This window comes from Burkholderia mycopellens (assembly GCF_964265025.1).
In the GTDB taxonomy this organism is placed as follows: Bacteria; Pseudomonadota; Gammaproteobacteria; order Burkholderiales; family Burkholderiaceae; genus Burkholderia.
Genome location: NZ_OZ183802.1, coordinates 2,822,162 through 2,841,792, shown reverse-complemented (window position 1 = coordinate 2,841,792; position 19,631 = coordinate 2,822,162). Strand labels below are relative to the sequence as shown.

General features: G+C 60.5%; 14 protein-coding genes, 2 tRNA genes and 3 rRNA genes. 10 read left to right on the top strand and 9 right to left on the bottom strand.

The features are described 5' to 3' along the window. Positions 1–111 precede the first annotated feature (111 nt). From ACPTTC_RS13115 to ACPTTC_RS13105, 3 genes are all read right to left on the bottom strand, one after another. On the bottom strand, positions 112–786 hold the full coding sequence (locus tag ACPTTC_RS13115) for an energy-coupling factor ABC transporter permease (protein WP_423392726.1): 675 nt from the start codon (positions 784–786) through the stop codon (positions 112–114). A gap of 75 nt (positions 787–861) precedes the next feature. Beyond that, positions 862–1,698 carry a LuxR C-terminal-related transcriptional regulator gene (locus tag ACPTTC_RS13110; RefSeq protein WP_423392725.1) on the bottom strand — a complete coding sequence of 279 codons (837 nt, stop codon included), beginning with the start codon at positions 1,696–1,698 and terminating at the stop codon, positions 862–864. A gap of 213 nt (positions 1,699–1,911) precedes the next feature. Further along, positions 1,912–3,129 (bottom strand): DUF2863 family protein, encoded by a 1,218-nt coding sequence (locus tag ACPTTC_RS13105; RefSeq protein ID WP_423392724.1) that lies wholly within the window; start codon positions 3,127–3,129, stop codon positions 1,912–1,914. Positions 3,130–3,693: 564 nt separating this feature from the next. Here ACPTTC_RS13105 and ACPTTC_RS13100 point away from each other — a divergent pair. From ACPTTC_RS13100 to ACPTTC_RS13070, 7 genes are all read left to right on the top strand, one after another. Then, a 16S ribosomal RNA gene (locus ACPTTC_RS13100) occupies positions 3,694–5,226 on the top strand. Positions 5,227–5,290: 64 nt separating this feature from the next. Next, positions 5,291–5,367: transfer RNA gene (locus ACPTTC_RS13095), tRNA-Ile, on the top strand. Positions 5,368–5,404: 37 nt separating this feature from the next. Then, a tRNA-Ala gene (locus ACPTTC_RS13090) sits at positions 5,405–5,480 on the top strand. A gap of 293 nt (positions 5,481–5,773) precedes the next feature. Then, positions 5,774–8,655 (top strand): 23S ribosomal RNA (locus tag ACPTTC_RS13085). 131 nt (positions 8,656–8,786) lie between these two features. Beyond that, a 5S ribosomal RNA gene (rrf, locus tag ACPTTC_RS13080) occupies positions 8,787–8,899 on the top strand. Together the 16S, 23S and 5S rRNA genes with 2 tRNA genes alongside form the textbook arrangement of a ribosomal RNA operon. A gap of 252 nt (positions 8,900–9,151) precedes the next feature. Beyond that, the gene (gene cueR, locus ACPTTC_RS13075; RefSeq protein ID WP_226201376.1) at positions 9,152–9,556 is read left to right on the top strand and encodes a Cu(I)-responsive transcriptional regulator; all 405 of its coding nucleotides are present in this window, start codon (positions 9,152–9,154) and stop codon (positions 9,554–9,556) included. Between the two features lie 215 nt (positions 9,557–9,771). Continuing rightward, positions 9,772–9,918, top strand: a complete 147-nt coding sequence (locus ACPTTC_RS13070) for a DUF3563 family protein (RefSeq protein ID WP_006478295.1) — start codon at positions 9,772–9,774, stop codon at positions 9,916–9,918. A gap of 193 nt (positions 9,919–10,111) precedes the next feature. On the opposite strand, the gene tnpC is transcribed toward ACPTTC_RS13070, so the two are convergent. Genes tnpC through tnpA form a run of 3 tightly spaced genes read right to left on the bottom strand, consistent with a single transcriptional unit; the run spans position 10,112 to position 12,501 of the window. Next, positions 10,112–11,698 (bottom strand): IS66 family transposase, encoded by a 1,587-nt coding sequence (tnpC, locus tag ACPTTC_RS13065; RefSeq protein WP_423391976.1) that lies wholly within the window; start codon positions 11,696–11,698, stop codon positions 10,112–10,114. A gap of 30 nt (positions 11,699–11,728) precedes the next feature. Further along, complete coding sequence (gene tnpB, locus ACPTTC_RS13060; protein ID WP_089339208.1) at positions 11,729–12,073, bottom strand: IS66 family insertion sequence element accessory protein TnpB; 345 nt, start codon at positions 12,071–12,073, stop codon at positions 11,729–11,731. Further along, positions 12,070–12,501 carry an IS66-like element accessory protein TnpA gene (gene tnpA / locus ACPTTC_RS13055; RefSeq protein ID WP_423391977.1) on the bottom strand — a complete coding sequence of 144 codons (432 nt, stop codon included), beginning with the start codon at positions 12,499–12,501 and terminating at the stop codon, positions 12,070–12,072. Before tnpA ends, tnpB begins: the two co-directional genes overlap by 4 nt. Positions 12,502–12,570: 69 nt before the next feature. On the opposite strand from tnpA, the gene ACPTTC_RS13050 reads away from it, so the two are divergent. Further along, positions 12,571–12,939 (top strand): hypothetical protein, encoded by a 369-nt coding sequence (locus ACPTTC_RS13050; protein ID WP_175958558.1) that lies wholly within the window; start codon positions 12,571–12,573, stop codon positions 12,937–12,939. A gap of 15 nt (positions 12,940–12,954) precedes the next feature. Here the strand turns inward: ACPTTC_RS13050 and ACPTTC_RS13045 are convergent, their stop codons facing one another. Then, a complete protein-coding gene (locus tag ACPTTC_RS13045) occupies positions 12,955–13,800 on the bottom strand; it encodes a 23S rRNA (adenine(2030)-N(6))-methyltransferase RlmJ (protein WP_175958559.1) in 846 nt (281 codons plus the stop codon). A 112-nt stretch (positions 13,801–13,912) separates the two neighbouring features. Further along, the gene (locus tag ACPTTC_RS13040) at positions 13,913–14,884 is read right to left on the bottom strand and encodes a potassium channel beta subunit family protein (RefSeq protein WP_423392723.1); all 972 of its coding nucleotides are present in this window, start codon (positions 14,882–14,884) and stop codon (positions 13,913–13,915) included. A 164-nt stretch (positions 14,885–15,048) separates the two neighbouring features. Between ACPTTC_RS13040 and ACPTTC_RS13035 the strand changes: the two genes are divergently transcribed. Next, positions 15,049–15,837 (top strand): 3-hydroxybutyrate dehydrogenase, encoded by a 789-nt coding sequence (locus ACPTTC_RS13035; RefSeq protein ID WP_423392722.1) that lies wholly within the window; start codon positions 15,049–15,051, stop codon positions 15,835–15,837. 119 nt (positions 15,838–15,956) lie between these two features. Here the strand turns inward: ACPTTC_RS13035 and ACPTTC_RS13030 are convergent, their stop codons facing one another. Beyond that, a complete protein-coding gene (locus tag ACPTTC_RS13030; protein ID WP_423392721.1) occupies positions 15,957–17,156 on the bottom strand; it encodes an amino acid aminotransferase in 1,200 nt (399 codons plus the stop codon). Between the two features lie 263 nt (positions 17,157–17,419). On the opposite strand from ACPTTC_RS13030, the gene uvrB reads away from it, so the two are divergent. Continuing rightward, complete coding sequence (gene uvrB, locus ACPTTC_RS13025; protein ID WP_423392720.1) at positions 17,420–19,510, top strand: excinuclease ABC subunit UvrB; 2,091 nt, start codon at positions 17,420–17,422, stop codon at positions 19,508–19,510. Positions 19,511–19,631: the final 121 nt, after the last annotated feature.

Here is a 19,631-nt window from a genome sequence, read left to right as displayed (position 1 = left end):
CCGGAGTTCAATCTTAGCGTAAAAAAGTTGTGCGGCAGTAGATGTAGCATTCTGCCGTACTGCGCGAGGGGCTGCCGGCACGCGATGACGGTGCCGCCGCCAGAGGGCAATTCAGGCGCGCGGGCCGCCGAGACGATAGCGCCGGACGTCGAACGTCGTGACCCATGCGGGGCGATAGACGGCGATGAGTGCCGTCGCCATGCCGGTGAACCACGCTTCGCCGAGTGCGAGCAGCGCAGTGTTCAGCAGATAGCCGGCGGGAATCACGACGGGCACGCCGTCCGCGAGCGCGAGCTGGACCCCGGCCGCAGCAGCGGCGACCGCGGCGATCGCGATGGCCGGCGACAGGAATCCCTGGCCGGTAATGAACGACGCGAGATTGTGCGGCAACCATGCGAGTGCGGCGCGCTGCAGCAATGCCGACACGGCGACCGGCAGCGCGCCGTAGATCAGATAGGTCAGGCCAATGCCCTGCCAGGGCGCGTCGAAGATGATCGCGGCGACCGCCGTGATGGCGCCCATCGCGATCAGTGCGAGTGTCCAGTCGAACAGTGTGACGAGCAGCGTCGCGCCAAGCAGATGCATGACGATGCCATCTTCGAGCCATGCATTCGAGGCCCAGAGGACCGCGATGGCGGTGACGAGCGCGAGCCACACGTGCTGGAGCGTGGCGTCCTGCAGGCGCACGAAGGGACGATTCCAGATCGCGAGCGCGAGCAGGGCCACGGCGGCGATCCAGCCACCGATGCCAACCCAGAGCGGAAGCGGTGTGAAGAGAAAACCCATGCGTCCATATTACTCGTTGAGCATCAAAGGTGGGAATCCGGACACGCCGACCGTCGCAATATCGAGACTGTTTGCCTAGCGTTCGCGCCGGAACCGCGCCGGCGGCTCGGCGGCGATCGGCAGGTCCTGCGCGCTGTCGATCGAGGACGGCAACGGGTACGGGCGGTCGTTCCGTTGTGTACGCAGCGGAACCGGGCCGTGTTCACCGATGGGCGGCTTGCGCGTGCGACTGCGGTTCGCCAGAAGCACCTCGAGGTGGGGCGACAGCCAGCCGTTGTAGATCGCGACCGCGGCGGCGCGGTTGGCGGCGCCGAGCTGCTGGAAGATGCTGGCGAGGTGGATCTTGACGGTGCCTTCACTGATGCCGAGTGTGCGGGCGATCATCTTGTTGGTGCTGCCCATGTGGACGAAGCGCATGATCTGCGCTTGCCGCGGTGACAAGAGGCCGCTCGGCGGCCGGCGGGGAAGCGATCCGGCGAGTGTCTGGAAATGGGCGTCGTAGCGCGCCGCAGCAGTAGACGGCAGCAGACGGAGCGCGATCGGCGGAATGTAGTGTCCGCCCAGCAGCACGATCTCGAGCGCACGCACGATCAGGTGCGGCCGCGTGGAATGCGGGATCACGCCGGCGACTCCATAGTTGAAGAAGCGCTGGATGGCTTCCGGCGATGTTTCGTCGACCAGGACGGCGACGGGTGCCGGCGAGCACGCGCTGCAAAGCGCCTGGAGGTCGCTGAGCCGGCCGACGTCGAGCCAGTCGATCGCGACGAGGTCGAAACGCTGGTTGCGCAGCAGCCTGCGCGCCTGGAAACTGTCGGGCGCATCGTTGATGCCGGCGTGACGGTCGATCTGTCGCAACAGGGCCTTCAGTCCGTCACGCCGCTCGGCGTCTGAATTGAGCATCAGGAACCGCATATTCAACCTCCGTAATGTGAGCCATTGATCTGCCGTCTGGCATGCCTTGGGTCTAATGATGACAAAGACCTTACATGATGTCTGCTTGGCTGAAAGGCTTAGGAAAAGTATGAAATTTCGGGCGGCGGGATGGCAGACAAGTAAAAAGCCGCTCCGGCGGGAACCGTGAGCGGCTTCGGGCGGGCAGGCCGTCAGGGCCTGCTGTGCTGCGGGTCAGTGAAAGTGCGGCTGGGCGGGTGACGCGTCTTCCGGCATTTCCGCGTGGACGATTTCACCGAGCGGATCCGCATAGAGCGGCACGCCGCAGTCATCGCAATATTCTGGTTCGAAGCGGCCCGCGTGCCGCCGGACGTCGGTTACACCGCATTCCTTCAGCAGGCTCACGATTTCCTCGACCGGTCCTTCGATCGGTGCTTCACCTTCGAGCGTTGTGCTGTCGATCGACATGTCACCGTTTTCGCGGCCGTAGAGCGGCCATACGACGCCGTAGATTACGTCGTTGCTGGCACGCCGCGTGAAGCCGACACGGTACTCGTCGATACGGCGTTCACCGAAGCCGGCGACCACCGCGCGCAGCTCTTGCGGTGCTGTACCAAGTGTGTCGAAAAGATAACGAATGGCAGTTTTCACCGTGTGCGGACGCACACGTTCGTCCGCATCGCGGCAAGCGGAATAGTACGCGTCCGGAAGTAGGCATTCGAACTCGCAGCCGGGCAGGGCGATCGACAGGTTCGGGCCGCCCTGGGCCGTCCATTGTTCGAGGCACTGGCCGCGTTCGATCCGGCTGCCGCTTTCTTCTTCCTGCCAGCGGAACAGCGGTGCGCCGGCGGGGGCAGCGACGACGGCGAGCAGGAAGCGCGGGTCGGCCAGGATGGGAGAGGTTTCGGGCAGGTCGCCGAAGCTGAGCTTGGGCGGATGCTGGCTGATCGCCGCATGCGCGAGCTGCTGGGCGAGCCGGTAGGTCTCGACGTGGTGTCGCGGCAGCTGGTCGATGCTGTAGAGGAACGGTGCAAGCCCGACGAGGGTGCCGTTCGCAAGGACGTGCGCCTGCAGGTGGGTTCGCAGCGCGTCGGCAACGTCACCCTTGAGCGGGCCCGACGGAATCATGTAGCGCGTCCATGCGAGAACCGGGACGGCGACCAGCAGCGCATCGAACGGTTGGCCGTCGTGCTCGACCACCATCGACTCGCTGTGCGTCTCGGCCATGTCGGCGAGCGCGCCATAAGCGTCGGGATGATTCTGCTGCAGATGGTCGAGCGCTGCGTCGAGCGTGGTCTGGTTGCCGTTGCGGACAATCTTGGCGAGCAGCGCGTCGAGCTTCGCTTCCCAGAAGCGATCCTCGATGCGGCTGCCCGAGGCGAAGAGCGCAAGCGACAAACCGACCAGTTTGTCGGCATCGGGGGGGAGGCGTTTGGCGATTCGCTGGCGCATATTAAAGACGTATATAGAAAGAGGCGAAGAACCTCACATTCTAGTCCGTTCTTTGCGCCGTAAGCGGTCTCGTGCCGCGGCATGGCCGGCCGGCCGAATTGCAGCTTTTGTAAAAAAGTTGCTTCAAACCCCTTGCATGAATGCTGCGAGCTGCCTACAATCACGCCTCTTTCGCGCTAACGGAAACGCGGCGCGGAAGAGGGAAGCAGGGTCGGTGGTGTGCGGCAGTCTGGCGCGCGCAACTGGCCTGGAAGTTGAGCCCCGAAGTCGCAACGCTGATGTTAAAAAGTTGTTGACGAACTGCGAAACACGGTTCATAATCTCGCTTCTCTGCTGCTGAAAACGCAGCGCTGCCGGGAAACACGAAGTTCCTTGCAGAATGCTCTTTAAAAATTAACAGCCGATAAGTGTGGGCGCTTGATGGAAGCGAGCTGATCCTCGGGTCAGATAGCAAAAGTATCAAGAGTCTCACACTAAAGTAAGTCAGGTTTATGAAGCAATTCATATTCCTGTCAGCTTTGAGTGAGCGACCGGTTCGAAAGAACCGAAAACAGTAACAGGTTTAAACTGAAGAGTTTGATCCTGGCTCAGATTGAACGCTGGCGGCATGCCTTACACATGCAAGTCGAACGGCAGCACGGGTGCTTGCACCTGGTGGCGAGTGGCGAACGGGTGAGTAATACATCGGAACATGTCCTGTAGTGGGGGATAGCCCGGCGAAAGCCGGATTAATACCGCATACGATCTACGGATGAAAGCGGGGGACCTTCGGGCCTCGCGCTATAGGGTTGGCCGATGGCTGATTAGCTAGTTGGTGGGGTAAAGGCCTACCAAGGCGACGATCAGTAGCTGGTCTGAGAGGACGACCAGCCACACTGGGACTGAGACACGGCCCAGACTCCTACGGGAGGCAGCAGTGGGGAATTTTGGACAATGGGCGAAAGCCTGATCCAGCAATGCCGCGTGTGTGAAGAAGGCCTTCGGGTTGTAAAGCACTTTTGTCCGGAAAGAAATCCTTGGCTCTAATACAGTCGGGGGATGACGGTACCGGAAGAATAAGCACCGGCTAACTACGTGCCAGCAGCCGCGGTAATACGTAGGGTGCAAGCGTTAATCGGAATTACTGGGCGTAAAGCGTGCGCAGGCGGTTTGCTAAGACCGATGTGAAATCCCCGGGCTCAACCTGGGAACTGCATTGGTGACTGGCAGGCTAGAGTATGGCAGAGGGGGGTAGAATTCCACGTGTAGCAGTGAAATGCGTAGAGATGTGGAGGAATACCGATGGCGAAGGCAGCCCCCTGGGCCAATACTGACGCTCATGCACGAAAGCGTGGGGAGCAAACAGGATTAGATACCCTGGTAGTCCACGCCCTAAACGATGTCAACTAGTTGTTGGGGATTCATTTCCTTAGTAACGTAGCTAACGCGTGAAGTTGACCGCCTGGGGAGTACGGTCGCAAGATTAAAACTCAAAGGAATTGACGGGGACCCGCACAAGCGGTGGATGATGTGGATTAATTCGATGCAACGCGAAAAACCTTACCTACCCTTGACATGGTCGGAATCCTGCTGAGAGGCGGGAGTGCTCGAAAGAGAACCGGCGCACAGGTGCTGCATGGCTGTCGTCAGCTCGTGTCGTGAGATGTTGGGTTAAGTCCCGCAACGAGCGCAACCCTTGTCCTTAGTTGCTACGCAAGAGCACTCTAAGGAGACTGCCGGTGACAAACCGGAGGAAGGTGGGGATGACGTCAAGTCCTCATGGCCCTTATGGGTAGGGCTTCACACGTCATACAATGGTCGGAACAGAGGGTTGCCAACCCGCGAGGGGGAGCTAATCCCAGAAAACCGATCGTAGTCCGGATTGCACTCTGCAACTCGAGTGCATGAAGCTGGAATCGCTAGTAATCGCGGATCAGCATGCCGCGGTGAATACGTTCCCGGGTCTTGTACACACCGCCCGTCACACCATGGGAGTGGGTTTTACCAGAAGTGGCTAGTCTAACCGCAAGGAGGACGGTCACCACGGTAGGATTCATGACTGGGGTGAAGTCGTAACAAGGTAGCCGTATCGGAAGGTGCGGCTGGATCACCTCCTTTCCAGAGCTATCTCGCGAAGTTGAGCGCTCACGCTTATCGGCTGTAAATTTAAAGACAGACTCAGGGGTCTGTAGCTCAGTCGGTTAGAGCACCGTCTTGATAAGGCGGGGGTCGTTGGTTCGAATCCAACCAGACCCACCATTGTCTGGCGGTAACACCTGAGGCAATCTGTACTCATGGGGGCATAGCTCAGCTGGGAGAGCACCTGCTTTGCAAGCAGGGGGTCGTCGGTTCGATCCCGTCTGCCTCCACCAATCTTCAATGGGAAGCGTTTGGATCACACGAAAGTGACGTGTGAGACGAGCATTTGCCATTGGCGATTGAGCCAGTCAGAGTGATATGAGTAAAACCATATCGGCTGTCGTTCTTTAACAATCTGGAAGAAGTAAGTAATTTGGATAGCGGAAGCGTCTTGAGATGGACGTGGAAGTTATCCGGGTTGTGATTGTATCGATGTATCTCAAGATGATTCGAACTCTATGTTTGACTCAATTGGAATACGGCACAACGCGAGAACTCAACCTGTAACGAGACAGACTCGTTATAGGGTCAAGCGAACAAGTGCATGTGGTGGATGCCTTGGCGATCACAGGCGATGAAGGACGCGGTAGCCTGCGAAAAGCTACGGGGAGCTGGCAAACGAGCTTTGATCCGTAGATGTCCGAATGGGGAAACCCACTCCTTTTGGAGTATCCATGGCTGAATACATAGGCCATGTGAAGCGAACGCGGTGAACTGAAACATCTAAGTAACCGCAGGAAAAGAAATCAACCGAGATTCCCAAAGTAGTGGCGAGCGAAATGGGATGAGCCTTGCACTCTTTATTTGTATTGTTAGCCGAACGCTCTGGAAAGTGCGGCCATAGCAGGTGATAGCCCTGTAGGCGAAAACAGTATGAAAGAACTAGGTGTGCGACAAGTAGGGCGGGACACGTGAAATCCTGTCTGAAGATGGGGGGACCATCCTCCAAGGCTAAATACTCGTGATCGACCGATAGTGAACCAGTACCGTGAGGGAAAGGCGAAAAGAACCCCGGGAGGGGAGTGAAATAGATCCTGAAACCGCATGCATACAAACAGTCGGAGCCTCGAAAGGGGTGACGGCGTACCTTTTGTATAATGGGTCAGCGACTTACGTTCAGTAGCAAGCTTAACCGTATAGGGCAGGCGTAGCGAAAGCGAGTCCGAATAGGGCGTTCAGTTGCTGGGCGTAGACCCGAAACCAAGTGATCTATCCATGGCCAGGATGAAGGTGCGGTAACACGTACTGGAGGTCCGAACCCACTAACGTTGAAAAGTTAGGGGATGAGCTGTGGATAGGGGTGAAAGGCTAAACAAACTTGGAAATAGCTGGTTCTCTCCGAAAACTATTTAGGTAGTGCCTCGTGTCTCACCTTCGGGGGTAGAGCACTGTCATGGTTGGGGGGTCTATTGCAGATTACCCCGCCATAGCAAACTCCGAATACCGAAGAGTGCAATCACGGGAGACAGACATCGGGTGCTAACGTCCGGTGTCAAGAGGGAAACAACCCAGACCGCCAGCTAAGGTCCCCAAATATAGCTAAGTGGGAAACGAAGTGGGAAGGCTAAAACAGTCAGGAGGTTGGCTTAGAAGCAGCCACCCTTTAAAGAAAGCGTAATAGCTCACTGATCGAGTCGTCCTGCGCGGAAGATGTAACGGGGCTAAGCTATATACCGAAGCTGCGGATGCGTGCTTTGCACGCATGGTAGGAGAGCGTTCCGTAAGCCTGCGAAGGTGCGTTGAAAAGCGTGCTGGAGGTATCGGAAGTGCGAATGCTGACATGAGTAGCGATAAAGGGGGTGAAAGGCCCCCTCGCCGTAAGCCCAAGGTTTCCTACGCAACGTTCATCGGCGTAGGGTGAGTCGGCCCCTAAGGCGAGGCAGAAATGCGTAGCTGATGGGAAGCAGGTCAATATTCCTGCACCATTGTTAGATGCGATGGGGGGACGGATCGCGGAAGGTTGTCCGGGTGTTGGAAGTCCCGGTCGCTGCATTGGAGAAGGCGCTTAGGCAAATCCGGGCGCAGGATTCAAGGGTGTGGCGCGAGCTCCCTAGGGAGCGAAGCAATTGGAAGTGGTTCCAAGAAAAGCCTCTAAGCTTCAGTCTAACGATGACCGTACCGCAAACCGACACAGGTGGGCGAGATGAGTATTCTAAGGCGCTTGAGAGAACTCGGGAGAAGGAACTCGGCAAATTGGTACCGTAACTTCGGGATAAGGTACGCCCTTGTAGCTTGATGCGCCTGCGCGCAAAGGGTGAAGGGGTTGCAATAAACTGGTGGCTGCGACTGTTTAATAAAAACACAGCACTCTGCAAACACGAAAGTGGACGTATAGGGTGTGACGCCTGCCCGGTGCCGGAAGATTAAATGATGGGGTGCAAGCTCTTGATTGAAGTCCCGGTAAACGGCGGCCGTAACTATAACGGTCCTAAGGTAGCGAAATTCCTTGTCGGGTAAGTTCCGACCTGCACGAATGGCGTAACGATGGCCACACTGTCTCCTCCCGAGACTCAGCGAAGTTGAAGTGTTTGTGATGATGCAATCTACCCGCGGCTAGACGGAAAGACCCCATGAACCTTTACTGTAGCTTTGCATTGGACTTTGAACCGATCTGTGTAGGATAGGTGGGAGGCTATGAAACCGGAACGCTAGTTTCGGTGGAGCCGTCCTTGAAATACCACCCTGGTTTGTTTGAGGTTCTAACCTTGGCCCGTGATCCGGGTCGGGGACAGTGCATGGTAGGCAGTTTGACTGGGGCGGTCTCCTCCCAAAGCGTAACGGAGGAGTACGAAGGTACGCTAGGTACGGTCGGAAATCGTGCTGATAGTGCAATGGCATAAGCGTGCTTAACTGCGAGACCGACAAGTCGAGCAGGTGCGAAAGCAGGTCATAGTGATCCGGTGGTTCTGTATGGAAGGGCCATCGCTCAACGGATAAAAGGTACTCTGGGGATAACAGGCTGATACCGCCCAAGAGTTCATATCGACGGCGGTGTTTGGCACCTCGATGTCGGCTCATCTCATCCTGGGGCTGTAGCCGGTCCCAAGGGTATGGCTGTTCGCCATTTAAAGAGGTACGTGAGCTGGGTTTAAAACGTCGTGAGACAGTTTGGTCCCTATCTGCCGTGGGCGTTGGATATTTGAAGGGGGCTGCTCCTAGTACGAGAGGACCGGAGTGGACGAACCTCTGGTGTACCGGTTGTCACGCCAGTGGCATCGCCGGGTAGCTATGTTCGGAAGAGATAACCGCTGAAAGCATCTAAGCGGGAAACTCGCCTTAAGATGAGATATCCCTGGGGACTAGATCCCCTTGAAGGGTCGTTCGAGACCAGGACGTTGATAGGTCAGGTGTGTAAGCGCAGTAATGCGTTCAGCTAACTGATACTAATTGCCCGTAAGGCTTGATCCTATAACAAGTCTGTTTCGCGCTGATTACAGCGCGTCGGACTGGTTGGATTCTCGTGTGTGATACACACAACCTCAATTACTGCTTCTTCCCAGATTGGTTGTGCTGCGAAGCCAGCACAACAACCCCCTTTGCCTGATGACCATAGCGAGTCGGTCCCACCCCTTCCCATCCCGAACAGGACCGTGAAACGACTCTACGCCGATGATAGTGCGGATTCCCGTGTGAAAGTAGGTAATCGTCAGGCTCCCTTAGCCAGAAACCCCCGCCCGAAAGGCGGGGGTTTTTGCATTTCAGCGGCGGAAATGCCTGTGCGTCGAGGGAAGAGCGCTCTATTCATCGCATCCCACTGGCATGCACGCCAGATCACCCGACCGTCGTCCTGCAGTCAATCCTTACCCGGAACGAAACCACGCGATTTGATACGATCGAAGTGCCGTCGGCGATTGCATGCGTCGACGTTCATGTTCAAAACCAGGGCTTGATGGAGAGGGCAGGAATGAATATCGGCGACGCGTCGCGCGAATCCGGAGTCAGCGCAAAGATGATCCGGTACTACGAACAGGTCGGCCTGCTGGCGCCCAGCAAGCGTACCGATGCCGGCTACCGGATCTACGGCACGGACGAAATTCATACCCTACGCTTCATCCGTCAGGCGCGACGCCTTGGCTTTCTCGTCGAGGACATCCGCAAGTTGCTGATGCTCTGGCAAGACCGTTCCCGCGCGAGCGCCGAAGTGAAGTCGATTGCCCTCGAGCATGTGGCCGAGCTCGACAAGCGTATCGCCGATCTGAGCGACATGCGTGACACACTGGCCGATCTTGCTGCGCACTGTCATGGTGACGGGCGGCCCGAATGCCCGATTTTGGCGCGTCTATCCGAACCCGCCAGTGAACCAAATTAGTGCGCGCGCTCGAGGCCCCAATCGCGCCTCGATGAGATCTCGATAAAAATCAATGGGTTATGTGGTATTCCTGGACCATCATTCCAAAATGGAATGGTTTCCATGCAAGTATTTCACTAGCATCTTGGTGCGGCATCGCTATAATTCGGGATAACCCTATACGGGAAATCCCTGAACACCGATTCACCAGGGGTCCCCCTTCCTTGGAGAACGTCATGATCGCCTACATCGTCGAAAAGCTGAGCAACTGGTTCGAATCTGCAGAACGTGAACGCCGTGAGGCTTACCTTGCCACGTCGTCGGACATCGTCCAGCTCGAGAGCCGCATCCGCTCGCTCGAAACCAACGGCTACTCGCTGTAATCGGAGTTACCGTCAGGTGTCACGTGGCACCGAACGATAAGCAAGCCCCGTATTTGACGGGGCTTTGTTTTTTTGTGCGCCGGATCTGGCGCAATCGTCAGTGCAGCGTAAGCGGCTCGGGTAGGCCAGTCCCCCATTCGCGCGCGCGTGAGGCATGATGGTGATGGCGTGGTGGAGTCCGTGACCTACACGGTTAGGATGTAGGTGGGGTCGCCGGCTTCAGTTTGCCGGCCACGTTCCAGGGAAGCAATTCGTCGATGCGAGAGATCTTGTGATCAGCGATGTGGGTCAGGACGTATTCCAGGTAAGCACGCGGGTTGATTCCGTTGAGCTTGCACGTCCCGATCAAGCTATACATCGCAGCGGCCCGCTCGCCCCCGCTGTCGGAGCCGACGAACAGATAGTTTTTGCGTCCGAGCGCGACACAGCGCAGGGCGTTCTCGGCAAGCACGTTGCTGATCTCGGCCCGACCGTCCTCGCAGTAGAACACGAGCGCTGCCCAGTGGTTCAGCGAGTAGTTGATCGCTTTGGCGAGCGCGGACTTCGTCGACAGCGTCGCGAGTTTCGCCCTGATCGTCGCTTCGAACTTCGCGAGCAACAGCTTGGTCTTCTCCTGCCTCACGCGCAGACGCTCGTCAGGCGCCTTGCCGCGGATGTTGGCTTCGATGCTGTAAAGCTCGCCGATCATCTCGAGCAGTTGCTGGGTATCCGGAGTCGGCGTGCGCACGTGAACATCGTAGATGTACCGCCTCGCGTGATCCCAGCATGCCACTTGCTGGATCTCGCCGCTCGCGTACAGTTGATCGAATCCGGCGTAGGCATCGGCCTGCAGGATGCCGTGGAATGCGACGAGCCGGGTTTGAGGGTGAACCCCTTTGCGATCCGAGGAGAAGTCGAACCATACCGCAGCCGGGTCAGTCGAGCCCGAGCGGCGATCGTCGCGCACGTAGGCCCAGAAGCGTCCGGTCACCGTCTTTCCGTTGCCTGGTGCGAGCACTGCGACCGGTGTGTCGTCGACGTGCACCTTGCCGGGGACCAGCGCGTAGCGCTGGATCGCTTCAACAAGTGGCACGCAAAGCTCGGCAATCTGCCCGAGCCAGCGCCCCATGCTGGCGCGATCCAGCGTCACGCCGTCGCGTGCGGCAATCTCCGATTGGCGATACAGCGGTTGGTGATCGGCGAACTTCGATACCGCAATATCGGCCAGCAGGCTCGGATGGGCAATGCTGCGCTCGATCGGCAGGCTGGGCATCGCGGGTTGTTCTATGTGGCCGCAATCAGGACAGCACAGCTTGTGGCGGATCGTGCGGATTACTTTGAACGCGGCCGCCACGCGGGCGAGCTGCTCGGATACATCCTCGCCGAGCCGCTGCATCAGCGTCGCGCACTTGGGGCAAGCCGGATCCGGCGTAAGTTCGATTTCATCGCGCGGCAAGTGCGGCGGCAGCGGCTCTCGCGTGGGCGCTCGACTGGGGGGCGCTTTCGACGCCTTGTCTCGATGCCCTCGCGTGTCTGCCGCACCCTGGCCGGCCGTCAGGTCTTCGAGTTGCGCCTCGAGTCTATCGATCTGCCGGGCCAGTTTCTCGGACTTGCTCCCGAAGTACATTCGCCTGAGCTTGTCGATCTGCACCTTCAGGCGCTCGATTTCGTCGTCGCGGGCGGCGATCTCCCGCACCATGTTTGCGATCGATGCCTGCTGCTCAAGCAGCGATGCTTGCTGCGCGAGCACCAGGGCCTGGAGCTCAGCGACGGTGGCAGGAAGCGGCGCATCTTTGGACATGCGTCGCAGTTTACGAGCCTTCGACGCGGTTTACAACATCGACAGCGCGGCGGTGCGGCGTGGCTGTCGCCAGTCGATGCCCTCGAGCAGCATCGACAGTTGGGCGCTCGTCAGATGGATCTTTCCGCCGTCGGCCTGCGGCCAGATAAAACGGCCTCGTTCCAATCGTTTCGCGAGCAACCAGAGCCCGTCGTCGGTCGCCCAAAGCAGCTTCACAAGATCGCCGCGGCGGCCGCGGAAGATGAATACATTGCCGCCCAGCGGATTCTCTTCGAGCGCGGTCTGCACCTTCGCGGCTAGCCCCTGGAACCCGCAGCGCATGTCGGTCACGCCCGCTGCGAGCCAGATGCGCGTACCCGGGGGCAGAGAGATCATGGCCGCAGGCTCCCCAGCACCATTCGGAGCATCTCGGTGTCGACCACGCCGTCGACCTTGATCACCGCTCGGCCGATTCGAACCTCAATCGTGCCGGTGGGCACAGCCGGTTTCCCGATCCCAGATTCGATGGTGGGCACGGGCAGAGGCACCGCTTCTCGCGACGCCTCATCCACAATCGCCACCGGCAACAGTGGCACCACCGCAGCCTGCTGTTCCGCGCGATACTGGCGGCGCCACGTGAACACGAGATTCGCGTTCAGACCGTGCTCGCGAGCCAACTTGGCGACCGAAACACCCGGCTCGCAAGCTGCCATCGCCAAGCGACGCCGGAATTCGGCACTATGGTTCGGGCGTCCTTTACGACTACCCTGTTTCTCCATCGTATCTGACAAAGTGGTGTCCATCACTTCGAAAATGATGGGCATCACTTTGGCGTCGGTCCGCGCTGCGGTCTATAACGGCCATCGCGAGTCGCTTACGTGCAGCGCTATGGTATGCACCTGCTTTTCATCCTGAAGGACACGATCATGCGTTTGCGTCTCGATGTGCGTCGAAGTGCCCGCGCGCGTCTCGTTCTGGGCGCGGCGGTGCTTGTCCATGGACTTGCGGCCGCTGCCGCGACGTCGTCCAAGCCGCTTATTCTCGATACGCACCGCGGTATCCAGGACGGCAAGGGCGGGTTGGTGCTGCAGACGGCACCGTTGTCTTCCGAGCCGATCGTCGAGCCGGCGGGCATGCGGGCCCCGGCCGGGCAGGTACCGAACACGTCGGTTCCACTGTTCGTCGCGCCGTATATCAATGTCCCCGCGTGGGGTGGACAGCCGCCCAGCCAGCCGAGGCTCGCCCCGAGACCTCAGCCGTAACGGCCGGTCGCCCGATCAGTTTCCGCGGTGCTCGATCTGGTAGCGGGCACCGCTATCCTGCCCGAGCATCTCGACCAGATAGGGGAGTGCCTCGTTCATGCTCTGGGCGAGCGTATACGGCGGATTCAGAATGAACATCCCGCTGCCGTAGAGGCCCAGCCCGTCAGTCGGCGGGTTCGACACCGTCAGCGTCAGGTGCAGCCAGTTGTTCGGTTGCAGGCGCTTCAACTGCTCGGGAAAACGCTGCGATTCCGTCCGGGTCACCTGCGGGTACCAGACTGCATAGCAGCCCGTCGCGAAACGCTTCAGACACTCCGTCACGCAAGTCACCGTGCGCGCGTAATCCTTCTTGTCCTCGTAGGACGGGTCGATCAGCACGAGTGCGCGTCGCGGCGGCGGCGGCAGGAGCGCCTTGACGCCTTCGAAGCCGTCGCCGGCGAAGATCATCGCGCGTCGCCCCGCATCGCGGAAATTGTGGCGCAGCACGTCGATTTCCGTGGTGTGCATTTCGAACAGGCGCATGCGGTCCTGCTCGCGCATCGATCGCCATGCGATGTATGGGGAACCGGGGTAGAAGCGCAGTTCACCGTCGTCGTTCAGCGCGCGAACTTCATCCACATAGTCGCCCAGCACCTCCGGCAGGTTCTTTTCGTTCCACAGCCGGCCGATGCCGGTGTCGAATTCCGACGTCTTCGCCGCATAGCCGTCGCGCAGCGAGTACACCCCGGCACCTGCATGCGTGTCGATGTACCAGTACGACTTGTCTTTCTTGTTCAGGTAGCGCAGCAGCTGGACGACGACGGCGTGCTTGAGCACGTCCGCGTGGTTGCCTGCGTGAAAACCGTGACGATAACTGAGCATGGCGGGCTGCCTGAAACGAAAGGTGAATCAATAAAAGCGGTCGATCGTGCGCGGCCGTCAGGCCGGGCGCCGATGCGGGCCGCGTATTGTACGCGAGTGGCCGCGCATCGCCTTACTCGTACGCATCGCCGACCACGTCCTCGATGCGTTGCTTCACATCCGGCGTCAGCTTCGCGGCAACATCGAGCGCGCGCATGTTGTCACTGATCTGCTCGATCCGCGACGCGCCCGTGATGACCGAACTCACGCGCGGATTTGCGAGTACCCACGCAATCGCGAGCTGGGCCGTGCTGCAGCCGAGCTCGGCTGCGATTGAGCCGAGCCGTTCGACGATGTCGTTGGCGGCCGGATCGGTCAGGCGGTCACGCATCCAGTCGTAACCCTGTAATTGCGCGCGGCTGCCGGGCGGCACGCCGTTACGGTACTTGCCGGTGAGCAGGCCCGATGCCAGCGGGCTCCAGGTCGTGAGGCCGAGACCGTAGTCGTCGTAGAGCCGCGCATATTCCTGTTCGACCCGTGTGCGGTGGAACAGGTTGTACTGCGGTTGCTCGACGACCGGCTTGCGCAGGTGATGCCGCTCGGCGATCTCGTACGCCGCACGGATCTCGTCGGCACTCCATTCCGACGTACCCCAGTACAGCGCTTTTCCGTGCGCGATCATGTCGCTCATCGCCCAGACGGTTTCCTCGATCGGCGTGTTCGGGTCGGGGCGATGGCAATAGACGAGGTCGACATAGTCGAGCTGCAGCCGGCGCAGCGAGCCGTCGATGGCGTTCAGCAGGTATTTCCGGTTCAGCGTGTGATACTGGTTCGGCACTTCGGCGAGGCCCCAGAAGAACTTCGTGGACACGATATAGCTGATGCGTGGCCAGTTGAGCGACTTGAGCGCGTGGCCCATGATTTCCTCGGATTTGCCGCCGGCGTAGACCTCGGCGTTATCGAAGAAATTGACGCCCGCGTCGCGCGCCGCAGCCAGGCATTCGCGCGCGACCCGCTGGTCGACCTGATTGCCGTACGTCACCCACGAACCGAGCGAAAGCTCGCTGATCTGCAAGCCGGAGCGGCCTAGCCGTCGATAGTGCATGCGAATCTCCCGAGTAACAGAACCGACCTTAAGCTTAGACGTTTTGCGCGCGAACGGCGGGGCCGATCGTGCACAATGACGGCTGGCCCGCCAGCACGATCGCGCGACGGTAGCGGATGCGGTGGGCGCGTGTTTTATCGATCCGACAACGGGAGGAGACGGACATGGCAGCAGATCTGAGCGGCAAGACCGCAGTCGTCACGGGCGCGGCAAGCGGCATCGGCAAGGAAATCGCACTCGAGCTCGCGAAGGCGGGCGCGGCCGTCGCGATCGCCGACCTGAACCAGGACGGCGCGAACGCCGTTGCCGACGAGATCGTCAAGGCGGGTGGCAAGGCGATCGGCGTCGCGATGGACGTGACGAACGAGGATGCCGTGAACAGCGGTATCGACAAGGTGGCCGAAACGTTCGGCTCGGTCGACATCCTCGTGTCGAACGCGGGCATCCAGATCGTCAACCCGATCGAGAACTACTCGTTCTCCGACTGGAAGAAGATGCAGGCGATCCACGTCGACGGCGCGTTCCTGACGACCAAGGCCGCGCTCAAGCACATGTACAAGGACGATCGCGGCGGTGTCGTGATCTACATGGGTTCGGTGCACTCGCACGAAGCGTCGCCGCTGAAGTCGGCGTACGTGACGGCCAAGCACGGCCTGCTGGGCCTGGCGCGCGTGCTGGCGAAGGAAGGCGCGAAGCACAACGTGCGCTCGCACGTCGTGTGCCCGGGCTTCGTGCGCACGCCGCTGGTCGACAAGCAGATTCCGGAGCAGGCGAAGGAGCTCGGGATCAGCGAGGAGGAAGTGGTGAAGAAGGTGATGCTCGGCAATACGGTCGACGGCGTGTTCACGACCGTCCAGGACGTCGCGCAGACGGTGCTGTTCCTGTCGGCCTTCCCGAGCGCCGCGCTCACGGGCCAGTCGGTTGTCGTCAGCCACGGCTGGTTCATGCAGTGATGCGGGGGCGGGCGGGGTAGCTGCCCGCCGGCGAATGGCATAAAAAAACGCACTCCGTAGAGTGCGTTTTCATTTTGGCAGGGCGGGGCCGATGACGGCTGCCGCCTGCTCAAGCCGCGTTACTTCAGGACGGCTGCGATTGCATTGGCGACTGCGTCGAGGTTGCGCGTGTTCAGTGCTGCAACGCAGATCCGGCCCGTGCCGACCGCATAGATGCCGAACTCTTCGCGCAGGCGATCGACTTGCGCCGAGGTCAGGCCCGAATACGAGAACATCCCGCGCTGTGCGTTGATGAAGCTGAAGTCGCGATCGACGCCGCTTGCCTTCAGGCGCTCGACGAGACCGTTGCGCATCGCGCGGATGCGATCGCGCATTTCACCGAGTTCCTGCACCCAAGAAGCGTGCAGTTCCGGCGATGCGAGCACCGCTGCGACCACGGCGCCGCCATGGGTCGGCGGGTTCGAGTAGTTCGTGCGGATCACGCGCTTCAGTTGCGACAGCACGCGCGTCGCTTCTTCCTTGCTCGACGTAATGATCGACAGTGCGCCGACGCGCTCGCCGTACAGCGAGAACGACTTCGAGAACGACGACGACACGAATGCGTTCAGGTCGGCCGCGGCGAACAGGCGCACGGCCGCAGCATCGGCCTCGATGTTCTCGCCGAAGCCCTGGTAGGCCATGTCGAGGAACGGCACGAGGTTGCGCGCCTTCACGACGTCGACGACCTGTTGCCATTGCGCTTCGGTCAGGTCCACGCCGGTCGGGTTGTGGCAGCACGCGTGCAGCACGACGACCGTACCTGCCGCGTAGCCGTTCAATGCCGACAGCATGCCTTCGAAGTTCACGCCGTTGGTGGCAGCGTCGTAATACGGGTACGCAACGACTTCGAAGCCTGCTGCTTCGAACAGCGCGCGATGGTTTTCCCAGCTCGGATCGCTGATCGCGACCTTCACGTTCGGGTTCACGGTACGCAGGAAATCGGCGCCGATCTTCAGCGCGCCCGTGCCGCCCAGTGCCTGGGCCGTGACCACGCGACCTGCCGCGATCAGCGGCGAGTCGTTGCCGAGCAGCAGTTTCTGCACGGCCGCATCGTAGGTGGCGATGCCGTCGATCGGCAGGTAGCCTCGCGGCAGGCCGGCCTCGACACGCACCTTCTCTGCTTCGCGAACCGCGCGCAGCAGCGGAATCTTGCCTTCTTCGTTCGTGTACACACCGACGCCGAGGTTGACCTTGGTCGGACGCGTGTCGGCGTTGAAGGCTTCGTTCAGGCCCAGGATCGGGTCGCGGGGAGCAAGCTGGACAGCGGAGAAGAGCGACATGATGATTCGGCAGTAGTGAAAAGAGGGTCAGGCTTTCAACGAGCGGGGCGGGCGCGGCGAACCGCGCGCGGGCAGGCACGACGCCGGAAAGCGCAGCAGCCTGACATTGTAGCGAATTCGTGCAGGCGGGGGCGACGAATCCGCGGCGAAATTCGGCGGCAAATCGAGATGCCGGGCGGTCGCCGCACGTCAGGAGCCGACAGCAGTTCGCGAGGCCGCGAAGCGCTAGAATGCTTTCTTTGCCCTCGCTCCGGCCGCATTCCATGTCCGAACATAAAGCCGAAACCGGCGACGCGCTCGACGAATCGAAATTCGTGACCTTCGAAGGGTCGCCGTTCCAGCTGTATCAACCGTATCCGCCCGCAGGCGATCAGCCGACCGCGATCGAGACGCTCGTCGAAGGGGTCGAGGACGGTCTCTCGTTCCAGACGCTGCTCGGCGTGACGGGCTCGGGCAAGACCTTCACGATGGCGAACACGATCGCGCGGCTCGGCCGCCCGGCGATCGTGTTCGCGCCGAACAAGACGCTCGCCGCGCAGCTCTACTCGGAATTTCGCGAGTTCTTCCCGCGCAACGCGGTCGAGTATTTCGTCTCGTACTACGACTATTACCAGCCTGAAGCGTACGTGCCGCAGCGCGACCTGTTTATCGAAAAGGACTCGTCGATCAACGAGCACATCGAGCAGATGCGGCTGTCGGCGACGAAGAGCCTGATGGAGCGCCGCGACGTCGTGATCGTCGCGACGGTGTCGGCGATCTACGGTATCGGCAACCCGTCCGAATATCACCAGATGATCCTGACGCTGCGCGCCGGAGACAAGCTCGGCCAGCGCGACGTGATCGCGCGGCTGATCGCGATGCAGTACACGCGCAACGAGCAGGATTTCCAACGCGGCACGTTCCGGGTGCGCGGCGACACGATCGACATCTTCCCGGCCGAACACGCGGAGCTGGCCGTGCGCGTCGAACTGTTCGACGACGAGGTGGAGACGCTGCAGCTGTTCGACCCGCTGACAGGGCGCGTGCGGCAGAAGATCCCGCGCTTTACCGTGTATCCGTCGTCGCACTACGTGACGCCGCGCGAGACCGTGATGCGCGCGGTCGAGACGATCAAGGAAGAACTGCGCGAGCGGCTCGAGTTCTTTCACGGCGCCGGCAAGCTCGTCGAGGCGCAGCGTCTCGAGCAGCGCACGCGCTTCGACCTCGAGATGCTGCAGGAGCTCGGCTTCTGCAAGGGCATTGAGAACTACTCGCGGCATTTCTCGGGCGCGGAGCCTGGCGATCCGCCGCCGACCCTCGTCGACTACCTGCCGCCCGATGCGCTGATGCTGCTCGACGAATCGCACGTGCTGATCGGCCAGTTGAACGGCATGTACAACGGTGATCGCGCGCGCAAGGAAAACCTCGTCAACTACGGGTTCCGGTTGCCGTCGGCGCTGGACAACCGGCCGCTCAAGTTTCCGGAGTTCGAACGCAAGATGCGCCAGGTCGTGTTCGTGTCGGCGACGCCGGCAGACTACGAGAAGCGCGTGACCGGGCAGATCGCCGAACAGGTCGTGCGGCCGACGGGCCTCGTCGATCCGGAAATCGAAGTGCGGCCGGCGAGCTCGCAGGTCGACGACGTGCTGGCCGAGATCAACGCGCGCGTGAAGGCCGAGGAGCGCGTGCTGATCACCGTGCTGACGAAGCGCATGGCCGAGCAGCTCACCGAGTTTCTCGCCGATCACGGGGTCAAGGTGCGTTACCTGCACAGCGACATCGACACGGTCGAGCGCGTCGAGATCATCCGCGACCTGCGGCTCGGCACGTTCGACGTGCTGGTCGGGATCAACCTGCTGCGGGAAGGGCTCGACATTCCCGAGGTGTCGCTCGTCGCGATCCTCGACGCGGACAAGGAAGGCTTCCTGCGCGCGGAGCGCTCGCTGATCCAGACGATCGGCCGCGCGGCGCGGAACGTGAACGGCAAGGCGATCCTCTACGCGGACAACATGACCGAGTCGATGAAGCGTGCGATCGGCGAGACCGAGCGGCGCCGTGCGAAGCAGATCGCGCACAACGAAAAGATGGGCATCACGCCGCGCGGTGTCGTGAAGCGCATCAAGGACATCATCGATGGCGTCTACAACGCGGACGAGGCACGCGCGGAGCTGAAGGAAGCGCAGCAGCGCGCGAAATTCGAGGACATGTCGGAAAAGCAGCTCGCCAAGGAAATCAAGCGCCTCGAGAAGCAGATGGCCGACTACGCGAAGAACCTCGAGTTCGAGAAGGCCGCCGCGACCCGCGACCAACTTGCGCTGCTGCGTGAGCGCGTGTTCGGTGCGAACGTCGGCGATCACGTCAACGGCGGCCGGTAAATCTTGCCAAGCGTCACCTAGCCCCTGCGGTAGGGAGCCTGTAAGCCTTGTCGGATCAGGGGTTTACACGGCTCCCCGTTTGTTCCGAAACAGGTTCGGTGCTAAACTTCGCCATTATTGA